The sequence below is a fragment of the Pseudoalteromonas sp. KJ63-1 genome, assembly GCF_055808145.1.
In genome coordinates, this window is sequence record NZ_JBVVRL010000002.1 from 561053 (window position 1) to 578178 (window position 17126).

A 17126-nucleotide genomic window follows, 5' to 3' on the forward strand; every position below is an offset into this window, starting at 1 on the left:
AGTATGCTTGACTTTACAGCACTTTTAAAAACGGCGCAGTACGGCTTTTTGTAGATTGCGCAACCTCGTTTGGTTTACCTTGTGCAACTACTATCCCGCCTTCGTCGCCGGCTCCTGGGCCAATATCAATAACCCAATCACTGTTACTGGCTACTTGCATATCGTGCTCAACCATAATGACGGTGTTCCCAGCATCAACTAAGCCATTTAACTGCGCCATTAGCATAGCTACATCTTTTGGGTGTAGGCCTGTGGTTGGTTCATCTAAAATATAAAGTGTATCGCCGCGCTGAGTACGCTGTAGTTCAGTGGCAAGTTTAATACGTTGGGCTTCGCCGCCCGAAAGCTCAGTAGCAGGTTGGCCTAAACGTAAATAGCCAAGACCTACTTGTAGCAGCGCATTTAGCGCGCGCAAAATAATAGGTTCGTCGGCAAAAAATGTATGCGCTGATTCAACAGTTAAATTAAGCACATCGGCAATAGTTTTATCTTTATAGGTAATCTCGAGTGTTTTTTGGTTGTAACGCTTGGCGTTACATACAGGACAAGGCGAATACACGCTAGGCAAAAATAACAGCTCCACGCTTACAAAGCCTACGCCTTCGCAATTTTCGCATCGACCCTTTTTAACGTTAAACGAAAAGCGACCGGCATCGTACTTACGCGCTTTTGCCTCTTTGGTATTGGCAAACAGTTTACGTACGTGATCAAATAAGCCAGTGTAAGTTGCAAGGTTTGAACGAGGTGTGCGGCCAATGGCTTTTTGATCAACCGTTACCAGGCGCTTTATGTGTTCAATGCCGTGAGTTATTTGTCCGCCGGTTGTTATATCAATCTCTTGCTCGAGTAGCTCGGCTTCATCGGTAGGTATTTGTGGCTGCGATTTTTGCCCTAGTGCATTGTAAACCAATTCAACAAGCGCTTGGCTTACTAAGCTTGATTTACCTGAGCCTGATACCCCTGTAACACTTGTAATAACCCCAAGCGGAAATTCTACATTAAGTTTTTGTAAGTTATTACGCTCAACATTTTTAAGCGTTAGCCATGCTTTTGCTGGGCGTTGTTTACTTTGTATGTGAGTTTGTTGCGCTTCGATATTTTTAAATAAATACTGGCTCGTGTGTGAGCTGCTAATTTGCTTTAAGCCTTCAACTGGGCCGCTATAAACAATATTACCGCCATGGGAGCCCGCATTTGGCCCTACATCGACCACCCAATCAGCATGGCGAATAACACTTACGTCGTGCTCAACCACAAACACTGAGTTACCAGCGGCTATTAGCTCATCTAATGCGGCTAACAAGGCTTGGGTATCGGCAGGGTGTAAGCCTGCAGAAGGCTCATCTAACACATACACTACGCCAAATAGTTTTGAGCGAATTTGTGTTGCAAGCCTTAAGCGTTGTAATTCACCAGGCGATAACGATGGGGTGGTGCGTTCAAGCGATAAATACCCCAAACCAAGTTTGGTAAGTGCTTCAACGCGTTTAAGAATGTCGCCCGCTATACGCTTTGCGACTATGGCTTTTTCGGGGTTTTCAGCGTTACTTTTAGCGGGGTGACTAGCAGCAAACCTTAACTTTTCTGCCAGCTCATTGAGTGTTAGCTGTGAAATTTCGCCTATATCAAGGCCCGCCACTTTAACCGATAACGACTCTTTTTTGAGTTTTTTTCCTTCGCACTGCGGGCACTGTGATATTTGCATATACTGCGATACGCGCTTTTTAGTACGTGGGCTTTGAGTGCTTGCAAACGACTGTAAAACAAAGCGTTTAGCACTTGTAAATGTACCCATGTAGCTAGGGCTTTCTTCATTTTTAATAGCGGCTTGGGTTTGCTCAAGTGTGTACTCAGGAAATACCGGCACCGTAGGTGTTTCGTCGGTAAATAAAATCCAATCACGGGCTTTTTTTGGCAGGGTGTTCCACGGTTTATTAATATCGTAGCCTAAAGAGGTAAGAATACGGCTAAGGTTTTTACCTTGCCAAGCAGGCGGCCATGCTGCAATGGCGCGCTCTTTAATTGATTTAGTGGGATCGGGCACTAGCAGCTCTTCGGTTACGTTAAATACACGGCCAATACCGTGGCACTCTGGGCAGGCGCCTTGTGGGGTATTAGGTGAGAACGCATCGGCGTAAAGTATGCCTTGCCCTTTGGGGTATTCGCCTGCACGTGAGTAAAGCATTCGCAGCGCGTTAGAAATAGTGGTTACACTACCTACCGATGAACGTACCGAGGGTGCTCCACGCTGCTGCTGCAGTGCGACCGCTGGTGGCAGGCCTTCAATCGAATCTACATCAGGCTCGTCTACCTGATCAATTAATCTGCGTGCATAAGGTGAAACCGAGTCAAGATAACGATGCTGCGATTCGGCAAATAATGTTCCAAAAGCGAGCGATGATTTACCTGAGCCCGATATACCGGTAAAAACAACAAGTGAATTACGAGGCAGGTTTACATCCACATCTTTTAAGTTATGAACACGCGCGCCTCTTACTTGAATGCTGTGCTCTGGGTTTAATAAAGCCGATTGTATCTTATTAACCTCATGTGACTTTTTAGGTGTGGTTGCCATGTAATATATACTCCTGTGTAATAATCCTGTGTTTATTAATGTTCTATAAAGTATTAATACTAATGCAGTCTTACTGAATGAGCGCTTAGCTATATGCTTATTTTTCGTTTACATAACAGAAAAACTGCAAGTATAAACTTTAACCAAAAACAATAATATTAAGTGACTGAAGCGTATTGCGGGGGATTAAATGATGCAGGTAGAAGTTTGGCTAGGGTTGAAATAAGTTAACAATTTTAGTTATGTATTTATTGTTTTGCTTATTTGCTAGCATTTTTATGCTGTTTAATTAAATATGGGCTCAATAATACTTAAAAAGCACAAAAGGCGGTTGGCTTTTTCTGTGTAGTCGCTTATTCTAGCTGCGTAATTTAGTCATTAAATGTAACTTTAAAGTTTACTAATAATTTATAACTTTCCTCAATCCGCAAAGGTATGCCTCGTTTGAACCACATAGCAAAACAAAAAGCCAACTCTGTATTTTTAGTAGGTGTCGTTTGAAAATACCTAAACGCTTACAGCCATTAGTTGATGATGGTTTTATTGATGAAGTTATCAGCCGTTTGATGAGCGGTAAAGAGGCCGATGTATTTGTAGTCGCCTGTGGCGATGACATTCGCTGCGCTAAAGTATACAAAGATGCCAGTAAGCGCAGTTTTAAAAAAGCTGCACAGTACCAAGAAGGACGAAAAGTACGTGGTGGCCGCCAAGCCCGTGCTATGGGTAAACGTTCCAGCTATGGCCGTCAATTAGAAGAAGAAATTTGGCAAAATGCCGAGGTTGACGCACTCTCGCGTTTATCCTCAGCAGGTGTTCGGGTACCGCAAACTTACGGCTGCATTGACGGTGTATTGCTAATGGAACTTGTAAGCGATGATGAAGGCGATGTTGCACCACAACTTGGCGCAGTTGATTTAACCGAGCAACAAGCCATTGAGCAACATACATTAATGATGCATTACATCAAGCTCATGCTGTGCGCAGGGATTATTCACGGTGACTTATCTGAATTTAACGTACTTGTAGATAGTAACGGCCCGGTAATTATTGATTTACCCCAAGCGGTTAACGCCTCTGCTAATAATAGCGCCGAGGCGATGTTTGCCCGCGATGTAAATAACATGCGCCGCTATTATGGCCAATTTGCACCTGCCTTATTACACACGCAATACGCCAAAGAAATGTGGGCATTGTTTGCAGATGCTAACTTAACCCCGCACTCAAAACTCAGTGGCGAATTTGAAGACGACAGCGAAGCGGCAGATGTAGACTCAGTACTTGACGAAATTCAAGCCGCCTTTGATGAAGAGCAAGAGCGTAAAGAACGCATTCGCGACGCCGATGAGCAATAACCTTTAATTGACATGCTGAGTTTTGACTCTTAGATCAAAAGCTAGGGGGCTAGTAAGAGCGATCAGCGGACATTCAGGAGATTTGCCGCCAGCTAAGTAAAGCTAAGAGGATACTTCCCCTTTTTCTACATGACGAAATAACTCATCCTAAGCATAATATATATAGCTAGCAATAACTTATGCTTTTTGCTATTAATAGAAGCTCATAAAATAAGGACGTTTTTGCGCTAAAGAGCTAAAGGGGTCAAAGAGCTAAAGGGGTCAAATCTTGACTTCAGACATTACACTCCTGACAGTTTGCAAATGGCACTTATGCGAAGTTCGGTCTATTTTGATGTACATGCTGTTTCAAGTATCCGGTAGGAGAACAAATTGATAATCCCCAATAAGCTAAAAGTGAATGATGAAGTTAGGATAATTGCGCCTTCTAAAAGTTTGTCAATTATTGATAAAAAGACGCAAGAAATAGCAAACACTAGGTTTAAAGAGCTTGGCCTCACATTGTCATTTTCAAAGAATTGTGAGTCTATAGATGATTTTTCGTCTTCATCTATAGAAGAAAGAATTGAAGACTTACATGAAGCATTTTTAGATAAAAAAGTAAAAGCTATCTTTACTGTCATTGGGGGCGATAATGTAAATCAATTACTAAAGTATATTGACTATAATATTGTTAAAAGAAATCCAAAAATTATATGTGGATACTCTGATACTACAGCTTTATCAAATGCATTATTCCACAAAACAGGGCTAGTAACGTACTCTGGGCCTGCATATTCAACTTTGGGGATGCTTAAGGGGATTGATTTCTCAATAAATTATATTAAAAAGTGTTTATTCTCAAATGATCCTTATGAAGTTATAAACTCCAAGCAATGGAGTGATGATGCATGGTATATAGATCAGGAAAAAAGAAACTTTTATAAAGACAATGGTATAGAAGTCTTAAATCATGGTAAGGCAGAAGGAAAAATAGTTGGAGGCAACCTTTGTACTTTAAATTTGCTTCAAGGAACTGAGTTTATGCCTGACTTAACAAATTCTGTATTGTTTCTTGAAGATGACGAGTTAACATCTCCTTCAAATTTTGACAGAGATCTGCAATCGTTAATTCATCAAAAAAATTTCGATAGGGTTAAAGGCATTGTCATTGGAAAATTTCAATTAAAGTCAGAAGTATCAGAGACCTTGCTTAGAAAAATTATACAATCCAAACAAGAGTTAGCATCAATTCCAGTGCTTTACAATTTAAACTTTGGACATACAACACCCCATATTTGCTTTCCTATTGGTGGATTTGTGAAAATAGATACGAAAAGTCGTAAGCAAATAATAATAGAAAAACATTAGGTCTTGAAATTCTAGGCATTAGCTAGATTTCTTAATAAGTTAGTTCGTTGCAGATTTAATATTAAAGATAATGGGATCGGGTCTGCTTCTTTTATATGAATGACCCCTTCTGGCACTGAGTCGAACTTCGGCAAAGAGCGATAACCAGACATTCAGGTGGGTTGTAATTGTCTTCGTAATAATAAAAGAATACTTTCCCTTTTTCACATGTTTAAATAAGCATAATACTTATAACTGGTAATAACTTACACTATTCTGTGATTTACTTCGAGCATGAAAAACTTGATGAACTGTGTACTGAGTTGACAAAAAAAGGTTTTCAGTTTGAACAACAGCCGACAGAGCAACGGTACCTGTGGAAAGAAGCAATACTTAAAGATCCGCCTGGTAATAAAATCCAACTTTACTGGGCAGGTGAAAACCGCTTAAATTTTCCTTGGAAAGTTGAGAAACGCATATAAAAAGTGACTAAGTTTATGAGCGTCAGCTCAGCACACAACCATCACTCAGTAATGATACCTTCAAAGCAGTCCTTCAGTGTGATAATTTTTTTAAAAAAGTATCTGTTGTAAAGTTAAGAAAAGCTTTCACTTTAGGTATCTTTGCGCGATGCTTTGGATATAGCACATAAACATCGATATCACTCATACCCCATTTGGGAAGGATGTTGATTAATTCTGCATTGCTGATTGCTTTTTTACACATATAGCTGGGTAAGAGTGCAATACCTTCACCGTCAATAGTCGCCTGCTTTACGACAGAAAAATCATCAACAGCAAGCCTTGGATTTAGCTGAACTATTTCTTTTTTTCCTTTGATATAAGCTCTACCTTATTATCGCTACCAAGCATACGCATTAACAATAAGTGATGATTACACAGCTCACCAATTTCTTTGGGCTCATTGTTAAGCTTTAAATAGGAAGGGCTTGCATAGAATTTTCTTTGAGCACTTCCTAATCGTTTACCAATTAAACGTGAATCATCTAAGTCACCAATCCGAATTAAAAGATCAAAGCCCTCTTCAATAAGATCAACTTGGTGATTAGCTAAACTTAGTTCTATATTGATATCGGGGTATTTGCGTAAAAATGAAGAGATAACCGGTTTGATGATTTGCTGACCTATAGTCACCGATGCGCCAATTCTTATCGTGCCTTTATAACTGTGAAGTATTTCAGAAACGGTAGCATCAGCTAAATCGATTTCCTCACGAATGCGTTTGCAATGTGTTAGAAAGCGTGTACCTACCTCTGTTAAATTTTGTGAGCGTGTTGACCTTTCAAGCAGTGTCACCCCTAATTTTTGCTCCAACCGAGATACCTTGCGACTAACATTAGCTTTAGGTATGCCTAAACGTTTAGCACCAACAGTAAAACTACCAGCCTCAACCACTGCAAGGAAAACTAACAGGTCATCCACATCATAATTCATATAATTTCTAATTGTTGTTGAAAGTGGAATTATCTTATCAAAAAGCCCTTATATATAAAACAGTAAATAGCGCCTATGATTGCTTTATTAACAGATATGACAGGAGTATGAAATGCATATACTTTCAAAAAACACACTCACTTTGGGAGGTTTTGCAGGTTTACGCGAACATCGATTAGTGACAGACACACAGCTTTTTGGGCAACGCAAATCACCTGAAACATCAGAAGGCTTAGGCAATTTTGTTTATTTGGCTGATGCACAGTTTAACCCACATGGTGAAACAGGTATGCATTCGCATATGGAGATTGATGTAATTTCGGTGATGATTGATGGTCAAGTTAGCCACGAAGGATCGTTGGAAAACGGTCAAGGTCTTGAAAAGGGGGATGTGCAGGTGCAGCGGGCTGGTGGAGAGGGCTTTTCGCATAATGAAATCAACCCCGACAGCCAAAGAAATCGAATGATACAACTATGGGCATTGCCTGAAGAGAAGGGCCAACCAGCGGGTTACAAATATTACTCGCCAAAAGATCAAGGTGTAACACGCATCTATGGGGGGAGCAAAGAGCAGTCCGACACATTCAATAGCTCGACAATTATCGACATCATAAAACTTGATGTCGGCAAAAGCATTCAATTACCAAATGAGTCTTTGGTATACGTAACAGATGGAAGCGCTGAATTTACTGAAGCCAATGACAGACAGGCTGTTCAAGACGGCGACCTAATTCGAAGCATTGATGCTGAAGTAAAAGCAATTACGCCACTTAGCATGATAGTCGTACATCAATAATTACAAAACATCAGGAGAAAGAAATGAATAAGTTTACTGAAATGCTAACTATAGATAACGCCGTTTTGGCAATGATAGACCATCAAACAGGCTTATTGGTTAGTTGTAGAGACCAAGATCCGCATTTGATGACACAAAATATCAAGGGGTTGTGTTCATTAGCAAAAACCGTGGGCATGCCATCCATTATTACTGCCAGTATGCCTGATGGACCTAACGGGCCTATCATGACTGAAATTACTGATATTTTAGGCGATGATATAATAGAGCGTGCTGGTGAGATTAATGCATGGAAAAGCCCTGAGTTTAAACAAGCCATTAAAGCCACTGGCCGAAAGAAAATTATCATGGCAGGTATTGTGACTGATGTTTGTTTACTATTTCCAGCCATATCAGCCGTTGCTGAGGGGTACGATGTATATGCCGTTGTTGATGCTTCTGGCACTTGGAATAAAGCTGTAACTGATGCTGCTATGCATCGAATGACACAAGCTGGTGTGAAAGTGGTCACATGGGCATCTGTATTAGCGGAAGTGATGGATGACTGGCGAAGCGAGCATGGCATAGCGCTCGGCGGCGTGTTGGGCGAACATACAAGCTATCGTTGGGTGTATAACAGTTTCCTTCAGGCCAGTGGCCAGAACTAAAACTATTTGGCCGTATGTGAGTACGGCCGTTATTTAAAATTCTTGATAAATGTATTGACTATGAATAATGTAAAAAAACCTAATCAACATATCATAGCGCTGATTTCATTCTTAGCGCTCGTACCTTTGGTTTATTTTATCCCTGATTTTATTGGGCGGTATGTAACAGATAATAAGTTGCTCAACGTTATCGTAGCTGTAGGTATTATTGTGCCATTAATTTCTTATGTTGTTGTACCACTCTCACTAAAATTACTTGATAAGAAGTTAGATTAAGGACCATTTAATTTTAGAAACAGAAATTGTCAAAGTGAACAAACAGACCGCTTACTGCTAACTAAAGCAAGTCAACAAGTTGCTATGAGTGCTATTGGCACGTGCCAGACTCTAACTTCGAGTCTGGCTTAGCTTCAAATTTAAGCATCGATCTGTTCTGATACTTCTAACGCATCATCAACTTCTATTCCCAAGTATCTGACAGTGCTCTCTAGTTTTCTATGGCCAAGTAGAAGCTGACAGGCTCTTTAATTTTTAGTTTTTTTGTAAATTAGTGATGGTTTGGTACGTCTCATTGAATGAGTACCATATTGAGTCTTATCTAACCCAATTGAGGTGACCCAAGAGTCAACTATACGTCCATATTGATGGGTTGAGAGGTGTGCAGAAGAATGAACTCGTGATTTAAACATAATCATAAGAATTGAGACTAAATTGCTCTATGAGCGCCACAATTGAGATCCTTGTATTTCCAGTAATTTCAAATTGAACAGGCATACCAGTTTTTTTTTGAACGACTATTGCCCTTGATTGGATTGTTTTACCATGTGCGATGTCGTTAACTTTTAGTGAAACTAAGTCACATCCTCTTAGTTTGCTATCTATGGCTAGGTTAAATAGTGCTAGATCTCTTATTTTATGAAAAAGTTCTAGTCGTATTCGGATAGCCCATATTTGCTGTAATTTCAGAGGTAACTTTTGTCCTACAAGCTTATTTTTATTCCAAGGCTCTTTAGGCTGATATATTGTTAACTGATGCATTAGTTGTACTCCGGTGTTTATGGAGTTTTAAGCTTAGCCCGCTACAAAAGAATTCGGGTATGAGCGATAACCGGACACTGAAAAAGTTAAATTTATTCCTGTGTTTTAAGTAGAAATCTAATTTTGTCCAATAACATTATTAAACGCCGTTTTGGGGCAAAATAACATGCTTAATTTCTAGCTGTTTTAATTACTTGTTTACAAAGGTAATTATTGGTGAAATTATCATGGTATGTAATATACGCCATTTTGGTGTGTTATAAACCACCAAAATGGTGTTCAATAAGCTGTTAGGTTGCAAAGGAAGTCATGGACGTACCTCAAATATCTGCTGAACATGGTTATGCTATTTTGCTATTTTGCTATTTTGCTATTTTGCTATTTTGCTATTTTGCTATTTTGCTATTTTGCTATTTTGCTGTTAGCTGGCAGTTCAATGCTTCTTTTCGGGTTAGGCGTGAAAAAGCTCTGGATAGCCATCAAAGCGTTAAACCATTTCTGGCTAGTTAATGAAAAAGCTAACGAATTAACATATGGCAAGTTTCTATTTAGTTTCTTCTTTAGTTCTTTGTTTAGCGGTTTAGAGAGTGCTCAACGAGAATTAGCAATCTCAAAAATAAAGTCAGGTTTCAATTTAGTTTTGCTTTCCATACTTATACTATTAATTAGTCGCAATGGTGGGTTCCAATTTGTTGAAAATGCAATAAAATCTCTGCTAAATGCAACCTAACAAGCAATTAAACAGGGATAAAAAACTTGCGGGCTATTCGCTTCGCTCAATTTTAGCCCACAATTTTTTACCCGTTAATCGGGCGTTATGTGCCAAGTCGAATACTGCGAATTATTCATTAAAAGGAGTTGAAAATGAGTACTAATGAATCCAATAGAAGAATAAAATTTTCATATCAGATGGATGGTTGGGATTATGAAACAGGCGATCGAGCACACTTAAAGGCAAATGCTAGAAAATTAATTCCTTCTGAATATCAACCTGAAATGGACGGTACGTTGTTTTGCCCAGCTTGCTTTACCAATCTAAATAGAATCCCAAAAGAAAAAGAGCACTTTACGAATGGACGTGATGCTTATTTTTCACACATGACAAAATTCAAAGATACGAAGTGTGATTTGAAATCTATAAAACCAGAAGGTAAGAGATTTAATAATTGGGAAGAGGCTAAGCAGGCTATAGACGATGAAAATTTAGTGATTATCAGTAGTTTTTTAAAGTCAAAACCTGAGCCGAAAGAAGATAAACCTGCGGTATATGATGAAACACCAGTAGAGGATCTTGATGGTCCAGAAACAGAAGTTGCAATAGGTCGTCATAATGGTGAGAGCTTTACATTACCGAGCAAAATCAAAACTGTTGCTGGCTTATGCCGAAACTTTGATGAAAATCTATACAAGTATTTTCACCTTCCAGATAAAAACAATGCAATTCGCTTAATTGATTTACTTAAAGATGTGAAATCGATTTCTGAAGAAGATGACAAACCAAAGTTTTATTATGGTCGTATAATCAGTACGGTTCATTTAGGTGAGCATAAAAGACCAACTAATTTTCGTATGACTTATTTGGACACGGAAGCTGTTGGAGATTTTTGCATTAAATCACAAGACAAAGATCAAAAAGCTCATGGCATTACAGATGATTCAGTTGGTCGCATTGTTATAGTTTATGGCACAGTTCAGGATAACGGAACAGGGTTGTGCTTCCAAGGGCTTGGATGGGGTGAGTTTAGCCTGCTTCCTGAAAAGTATAGTCATCTATTAGATTAGGCACATAACACATATGAGCCTTAACTCTGTCAATAGGCATTAGTGTTCTTTTTGACCGTTTTTATAAATTGACGGTCAATTCTAAACCAATAAACAAATTCGTTTACTTCGTCTGTCGATACGGCTGTTAAGCAAGTAGCTTACGGCAAACACATATAGAGGCTCTCTTATTGCGATCTCATCGCAGCCAGGTTTTTCCCATATCCTTTTGGGGTTGCTGGGGCACTAGACATTCATCGGTTAACCTCATCATGGCACTATTCAAGGCGGCTGGTTTCATCATTATGATCCAGTTAGTTTCAGGCTCAAGTCAGGTGTAAGCGACTTTGTTTATTGTATTAATGCACGCGTACTGAGCGTCTAATCAAGACAAGTGGCTTAGGTCTGTAGGCATATAATCAGGTTAAACCTTGTTGGTTATTAACTCACCCAATTGATTGATGCTCAGCCTTATATCCAGTTAGATGTTCAGCTCACTCAGTACCGTGACTAACTCTTTAAGAATTTTGCTTCATCGAATACCGTCTCTTTTTTAAGCATATAATAAACACAGCGACCAAGCTTATGCGCAAGCGCTGACAGTGCTTTGGCTTTGCTCATTCGTTTTTGTAGTTTTTCGAGGTATTTGTTGGCGTTATGATTGTGACGCAGCAGTAATACAGCGGCTTCGGAGAACGCCCATTTTAGATGTGCATTGCCAATTTTGTTACCTTGGGTGCCATAGGTTTTGCCGGCAGACTCTGCTTTACATTTGACTAACCGACTATATGAAGCGAACTTTTGTACGCTTGAAAAACGATTGATGTCACCAATTTCATAAATAATGGTAAGTGCGAGAATGCGGCCTATACCACTAATTGTTTGCAAGATATTAAGGTGGACAGGGTTGTGTTGCTTGGCCATTTGTTCAATATAATGCTCTAAAGGCTTAAGCTCATTGTGATAGCAATCGAGTATGGCCATATTTAAATTAATAGATCGTTGCACAACGGGGTCAGGGAAGTAATAGCGCATCTTTTCTCTGTCGCAGACGTTCTTTAAATTCACGTTGTGGGCAGGTAAATTGTACTGGCTGGCGGTATTGGCGACATGGGCTTTTAAATCAGCGCCGTGGCGAACAATTTTAGTTCTTCGGCGTAATAAGTCGCGCGTAGCACGCATATCTTTGTCATACACATAAGCAAGTGGGAAGTTTCCCCCTCGGATGAGTTTGGCAATTTTATATGAATCTATTTTATCGTTTTTGGCTTTACCGCCATGAATCGCCTTCATATATAACGCATGACCGAGAATAAAGTCGATAGTGTGTTCTTTACAAAAGTCAGCGACCCAATACCAGCAATGCATGCATTCTACGCCAACCACAATGTCACCGGTATACGGTTTAAGTAGTTTTAGTAGTGCTTCTGGGTCATCTTTAATTTTCTTGTGAACAAGGATAAGTCCTGTATTATCAATGATACAGACGTAAAGTAATCGCGCGTGTAAATCGATTCCACAATAATATGGATGCATGTTATTGTAAAAGTTCATTGAGCTTTCTCCTGTAAGGTTGGTTGCCTTTTCAGCGTAGCGAATAATCGCGATGCTGGGGAGGAGGCTCAATGAGTATCAAGGCCATTAAGTCGGATTCTGCTCCTCACCCGTTTTAGTGGACACCTCCTCATTACTTTGAGGAGGCTAAAATGCCTAGATATACCCAACCTAGAAAGACATGGTTTTACCCAGTTAATTTTAAAATCAAAGCAGTCGAACTAAGCTTACGAGACGATGTCATGTCAAAGGACGTTGCCGAGGCGCTAGATATTCATCCGTTAATGCTGAGTCGTTGGCGAAAAGAGTATCGAGAAGGTAAGTTTAAAAACGTACCGCGCTATCAAAGCAACAATGAAACAATGAGTAAATTCCCAACAAAAAAAGAGCTGGATAACATTCAAAAGCTTAAGAAAGAAAATGAGCGTCTTAAGCAGGAGAATGACCTGCTAAAAAAGTGGCAACGGTATCTGGCGGAAGTACATCAGAACGATTTGGATTCATCCAAAAATTCGGACAAGCCTTAGGTGTAAAATACTTGTGTTCTTGGCTTAATGTTTCGCGTAGTGGGTTTTATGCTTGGCGTGACAGAACAGTGTCAGCTAGAGCGCTGTCAGATGCTAATTTGTTGTTGAAGATAAAGCACGTTTTCAATGTAAATCATCAAACCTATGGTAGCCCATGGGTATTTCATGCGCTAAAAAAAGAAGGTATAAACACAAGCCAAAAACGTGTTGCCCGCTTAATGCGAGAAAACGGTTTAAGAGCCAGAGCCCTTAAGACTTACAGCAAACCGGCGAAGGTGAAGTTCTTTTATAAAGAGATAGAAAACAAACGCAAAGATAGAGAAAAGGCCACGGGGATCAATCAGCAATGGTCTGGCGATATTGCGTATTTAAAAGTCGGCGCTCGTTGGCATTACCTTGCTTTGGTTATCGACTTATATTCACGTCGAGTAATCGGCTGGGCGTTTGGTAAAAACAAAACAACAGACCTTACGTTAAAGGCGCTAAGGCTTGCGATAAAGAAACGACAGCCAACAGAGAGTGTATTATTTCACACTGACCGAGGCGCAGAATACCGTGCTCACGTTGTACAAAAGTATTTGGCTAGCAAAAACATCAAAGCCAGTATGAATAGGCCTGGGTGCTGTACTGACAACGCAGAAGTCGAGTCGTTCTTTCATTCGCTTAAAGCAGATTTAATTCGAGGAAATAAATTTGAGAGCAGCGGTAAACTATTATCAAAATTAAAGGTTTACCTAAATTATTTTTACAATAGACAGAGATTGCATTCGAGTTTAGGATATAAATCACCTGCCGAGTTTGAATTGGCAGTTAATTGAAACGTGGACGGTGTCCACTTTATCGGGTGAAGATCATTCGTATCAGTTGGCTCGGTTCCGCTTCGCTTCACATTTTAGCCAACTGTAACTCACCGCTTATGGTGGCGTTATATTTATTTGTCAATTTGGGTATTTGATGATCATTCATTTTACGAAAAAATTTGAGTTTCTAAACTCTATTCTTGATTCAAAGTCATTTAGGCTGAAATATTGCTGTGAGTATATAGGTGATGAAAAAGGTAAAATAGTGTCAAATGCGGCACATCCAATAGTTTCATTTAGCGAGTTTGACGACAACGAATTAGAACATAAAAAGGTTACATACGGTCGTTATGGAATTGCATTAAAAAAAGATTGGGCTAGAAAGTGCGGAATTGGCCCAGTCTTGTATGTAGAAAAAAACTCCCCAGCAGCAAAAGGACTTATTAGCTTACTGCGAGCTCGGCAAAATCTCGACACATTGCCAGACGAGTTACGCTTGCCAATAATGCAAATGAAATGTTTTACAAAACATGAAACAGGCTACAATAGTTGGAATGAGGACGAAAACTTTTGCTTCAAAAGTGAAAATGAATGGAGATTTGTCCCAAGTAAAAAGCAGATTGGAAACAGACCAATTTCTGAGAACTATTCAACATACAAAGCAAATGAAAAAAAATACAATGAGCTGCTATTACCTCACCCTCTACGTTTTTCTGAAAAGGATATTGAGTACATATATACAAATACTGAAGCGGAAAAAGAAGAACTAATCTCTATGTTTGGGTTGAACGAAAGAAAGATAAAAATAAGTTCTTGGAAATCTTAAATATAAAAAGAGTCTAAGGGTGCGGCAGTCCGCTCATGGCACTGAGCCGTACTTCGGCAAAGAGCGAATTGCAGACACTCACCTTAGCTTGATAACGGACAAAGGTTTGTTACGAACTCTGAATTATGACAATATTTTAGATAACCTTAACTAAGGCAATATATTAAGTTATGTACTTTCAAGAGGGTGAATAAACGTAAAAGCCAAAACGAATGTCTCGTCAATTTTCCTACATTGTCGTCGCTTTTATGAAAGGAATTGAATCAAAAAGATCATTGTTAGGAAAAGTTTTTTTCAGCGTCATAATGTATTTTACCAGTCGATTATAGTTTTTTTCATCAACACTTTGCACATATGCCAACCAACCATTGACCTGAGCAAGTTTTGAACTGTCAGATTTTAGCATAGTATGGATTTCTGCTCGCATTTGACGATACTTTTTACGCCCGATACCAACACCATCAGTAGAAATAACCAAACCTGTTACTTCTTTACGTTTTCGAGTTCCACAAACCTTTGTCTTTCTGTGATTTAAAGTAAACCCTTCGTCCCGCACAATCTCCTCAATCATGGGTTGTGCTTTTCTAATCTTGGCTTCATTGAAGGCTGACAAGGTAATATCATCTGCATATCGAGTATAAATAATACCCTTAAGACCTGAATAGCCCTGTATCCTTGAATCTAAGCGTTGACAAGCCAAGTTCGATAATTTGGGTGATGTTGGAGCACCTTGAGGTAAGCGACCGTTGTAAGTACATAAACAAGTAAATATATGGCTTAAATTTTTATTATACCCGATAGAATGAAAAATACTGTGAATATGGGAAGCAGGAACTGAATGAAAGAAATCTTCTAGATCTATATTTAGCAAAACATGAGCGCCAACGTGAGGAGCTGCATTTGTTAATATTGATTCTCCTCTTTCAAAACCTTTAGAGTTATGGGAAGAACTCAAACGATACAGAACTTTTCTTAAAATCCATGATTGGGCCGCTTTCATTACTCTTGAGGGCTGCGCTATCTCCCTTGTTCCGCCAGATTTCTTCTCTAGCTCATAGACTTTGTAATGCTCATCTGACTTATAAACTAATTGCCGAATTAGACCTGAAGACAATCGCATATGACTAGACAGTTCATCTAAATCAGTTATTGCAGGTAAACCTAGATTTTTAAGTCTGCTTAAATTGTTATTGCTTGACGAGCTTTTCATGTTATGAATACGCACCTTTACGTCATAAGTTCGCATTTAGAACTTGCGAGTCTAAAACGGAGTTTTAGTGAGCAAGAACTAAATGAGCCAATAAATCAGATTAGTTGAAGGACAGCGAATCACTACCCAGTTGTATTCCTGATTTCTCAAAAAACAACTCGCTAAAGGTGCGTTTGCCCATTCTATCATAATGAATACCTGATTTTCCACGATATTGAAAGTTCATTATTTCAATCCGAACAAGATCTAAGCGGTGACTGGTGAATTTTGATCGAACATGTGACTCGCCGCTTTTAGTCATGTCATAGCCAATTGTTGTTTTCATTATCATTCGTTTATATTGCAATCTTGTTAGGGCTGAACGTGTTGCTATCTCTGACATCACATCATCTTGATTCGTTGCTATTTTGAGTAATGTTCTTAAGTTCCTAAAATCAATATTCTCAATGAGGTAAATGCACGGAAGAATGAAATTTTCAGCTTCCAAGATATTAGTCACATTTTTCTTCACTGGGTTTTGTTTTTGGATTTTTGTAATCGAATCAGATATCAACCTAAAAATTTTAGCGCTATCTTTCGGGCAAGTCAGTTTATCGTAATCCAAGTTGATAACTTTTCCAGTATCTGACGATTTAATAAGCCTATTGGGGCCGTAGTTTAAAAAACTTCTTTTGTTTTTATAGCGTTGATTAGCAATACAAATTAGCTTATTGACCAGTTTTGGGTTACTGGAAAACGCACCTAACTCAGCAAAAGAGCCTGGGCTTTCTGGTAGAAGTACAATCGCATCAACAGAACTAGCTAAAATATTTTCTAAAGCAAGTAAACTGTGCTGACCTTGACCTGCAAGCAGATCATCAAATAAGCTTTCAGGGTATAGTAACTCATACTGAATTCGACTTTGATTATCTTTAAGTAAAGAAGCCATTTTAAAGCGACCTTGGGTTTTGTCTTTAATATCTGCACCACATAGAAAGATGGTTCTTTGTTTTGCAAAGACAGGGACATAAATCCTTTCTTTGATAACGTTAGCAATGTCAACTAATTGCGATGCTGAAAATGTTTTTTCCATAGCTTCTTCCTAGAGTAAATCCTCACTCATCATAGCACTATAATATATCTGTCTAAATCATTAATGAGGAAACTGAAGTGGACTCCGTCTTAAAGCTAAATGGGTCAAGCCTTGACTTCAGGCATTATAGCCCCTGACCGTCTGCAATTGGCACACTTTGCAGACAATCGATAATACAAAACGCT

The 17126-nt window shown here is 39.2% G+C and carries 15 protein-coding genes and 2 pseudogenes; 10 read left to right on the top strand and 7 right to left on the bottom strand.

Annotated features, from left to right (window positions below; genetic code table 11):
- Positions 1-13: 13 nt before the first annotated feature.
- Positions 14-2575, bottom strand: a complete 2562-nt coding sequence (gene uvrA / locus AC0L7Q_RS18880) for an excinuclease ABC subunit UvrA (protein ID WP_413403015.1) — start codon at positions 2573-2575, stop codon at positions 14-16.
- Between the two features lie 497 nt (positions 2576-3072).
- On the opposite strand from uvrA, the gene AC0L7Q_RS18885 reads away from it, so the two are divergent.
- The 3 genes and pseudogenes from AC0L7Q_RS18885 to AC0L7Q_RS18895 form a co-directional block, all read left to right on the top strand.
- Positions 3073-3927, top strand: coding sequence for a PA4780 family RIO1-like protein kinase (locus AC0L7Q_RS18885; protein ID WP_010389247.1), 855 nt, complete (start codon positions 3073-3075; stop codon positions 3925-3927).
- Between the two features lie 375 nt (positions 3928-4302).
- Positions 4303-5277: a S66 family peptidase gene (locus AC0L7Q_RS18890; protein ID WP_418157370.1), complete on the top strand. Its 975-nt coding sequence runs from the start codon at positions 4303-4305 to the stop codon at positions 5275-5277.
- Positions 5278-5528: 251 nt separating this feature from the next.
- Positions 5529-5738, top strand: a pseudogene (locus tag AC0L7Q_RS18895) (VOC family protein); the annotation flags it as partial.
- Between the two features lie 73 nt (positions 5739-5811).
- Here the strand turns inward: AC0L7Q_RS18895 and AC0L7Q_RS18900 are convergent.
- Complete coding sequence (locus tag AC0L7Q_RS18900) at positions 5812-6096, bottom strand: LysR substrate-binding domain-containing protein (protein WP_409426132.1); 285 nt, start codon at positions 6094-6096, stop codon at positions 5812-5814.
- Positions 6075-6710 carry a LysR family transcriptional regulator gene (locus tag AC0L7Q_RS18905; protein ID WP_409425733.1) on the bottom strand — a complete coding sequence of 212 codons (636 nt, stop codon included), beginning with the start codon at positions 6708-6710 and terminating at the stop codon, positions 6075-6077. The genes AC0L7Q_RS18900 and AC0L7Q_RS18905 overlap by 22 nt, the downstream gene beginning before the upstream one ends.
- Before the next feature lie 112 nt (positions 6711-6822).
- Between AC0L7Q_RS18905 and AC0L7Q_RS18910 the strand changes: the two genes are divergently transcribed.
- Genes AC0L7Q_RS18910 through AC0L7Q_RS18920 form a run of 3 tightly spaced genes read left to right on the top strand, consistent with a single transcriptional unit; the run spans position 6823 to position 8429 of the window.
- On the top strand, positions 6823-7506 hold the full coding sequence (locus AC0L7Q_RS18910) for a pirin family protein (RefSeq protein ID WP_409425734.1): 684 nt from the start codon (positions 6823-6825) through the stop codon (positions 7504-7506).
- Between the two features lie 23 nt (positions 7507-7529).
- Positions 7530-8153 carry an isochorismatase family protein gene (locus AC0L7Q_RS18915; RefSeq protein ID WP_058551563.1) on the top strand — a complete coding sequence of 208 codons (624 nt, stop codon included), beginning with the start codon at positions 7530-7532 and terminating at the stop codon, positions 8151-8153.
- A gap of 60 nt (positions 8154-8213) precedes the next feature.
- On the top strand, positions 8214-8429 hold the full coding sequence (locus AC0L7Q_RS18920; RefSeq protein ID WP_024594841.1) for a putative antibiotic biosynthesis monooxygenase: 216 nt from the start codon (positions 8214-8216) through the stop codon (positions 8427-8429).
- 140 nt (positions 8430-8569) lie between these two features.
- On the opposite strand, the pseudogene AC0L7Q_RS18925 reads toward AC0L7Q_RS18920, so the two are convergent.
- Positions 8570-9191 (bottom strand): annotated as a pseudogene (locus AC0L7Q_RS18925) (tyrosine-type recombinase/integrase).
- Positions 9192-9528: 337 nt separating this feature from the next.
- Here AC0L7Q_RS18925 and AC0L7Q_RS18930 point away from each other — a divergent pair.
- Both AC0L7Q_RS18930 and AC0L7Q_RS18935 read left to right on the top strand, forming a co-directional pair.
- Positions 9529-9921: a hypothetical protein gene (locus tag AC0L7Q_RS18930; protein WP_409425735.1), complete on the top strand. Its 393-nt coding sequence runs from the start codon at positions 9529-9531 to the stop codon at positions 9919-9921.
- A 134-nt stretch (positions 9922-10055) separates the two neighbouring features.
- Complete coding sequence (locus tag AC0L7Q_RS18935) at positions 10056-10973, top strand: hypothetical protein (RefSeq protein ID WP_409425736.1); 918 nt, start codon at positions 10056-10058, stop codon at positions 10971-10973.
- A 489-nt stretch (positions 10974-11462) separates the two neighbouring features.
- On the opposite strand, the gene AC0L7Q_RS18940 is transcribed toward AC0L7Q_RS18935, so the two are convergent.
- A complete protein-coding gene (locus AC0L7Q_RS18940; protein WP_409423286.1) occupies positions 11463-12506 on the bottom strand; it encodes an IS110 family RNA-guided transposase in 1044 nt (347 codons plus the stop codon).
- A 152-nt stretch (positions 12507-12658) separates the two neighbouring features.
- On the opposite strand from AC0L7Q_RS18940, the gene AC0L7Q_RS18945 reads away from it, so the two are divergent.
- A protein-coding gene (locus tag AC0L7Q_RS18945; RefSeq protein WP_409425737.1) for an IS3 family transposase occupies positions 12659-13851 on the top strand; the annotation gives its coding sequence in 2 pieces (ribosomal slippage) (positions 12659-12964 and positions 12967-13851; 1191 coding nt in all).
- Positions 13852-13987: 136 nt separating this feature from the next.
- On the top strand, positions 13988-14659 hold the full coding sequence (locus AC0L7Q_RS18950) for an abortive infection system antitoxin AbiGi family protein (RefSeq protein WP_409425738.1): 672 nt from the start codon (positions 13988-13990) through the stop codon (positions 14657-14659).
- A gap of 229 nt (positions 14660-14888) precedes the next feature.
- Here the strand turns inward: AC0L7Q_RS18950 and AC0L7Q_RS18955 are convergent, their stop codons facing one another.
- Both AC0L7Q_RS18955 and AC0L7Q_RS18960 read right to left on the bottom strand, forming a co-directional pair.
- The gene (locus tag AC0L7Q_RS18955) at positions 14889-15869 is read right to left on the bottom strand and encodes a retron St85 family RNA-directed DNA polymerase (RefSeq protein WP_409425739.1); all 981 of its coding nucleotides are present in this window, start codon (positions 15867-15869) and stop codon (positions 14889-14891) included.
- A 100-nt stretch (positions 15870-15969) separates the two neighbouring features.
- Positions 15970-16941, bottom strand: a complete 972-nt coding sequence (locus AC0L7Q_RS18960) for a retron St85 family effector protein (protein ID WP_409425740.1) — start codon at positions 16939-16941, stop codon at positions 15970-15972.
- Positions 16942-17126 lie beyond the last annotated feature (185 nt).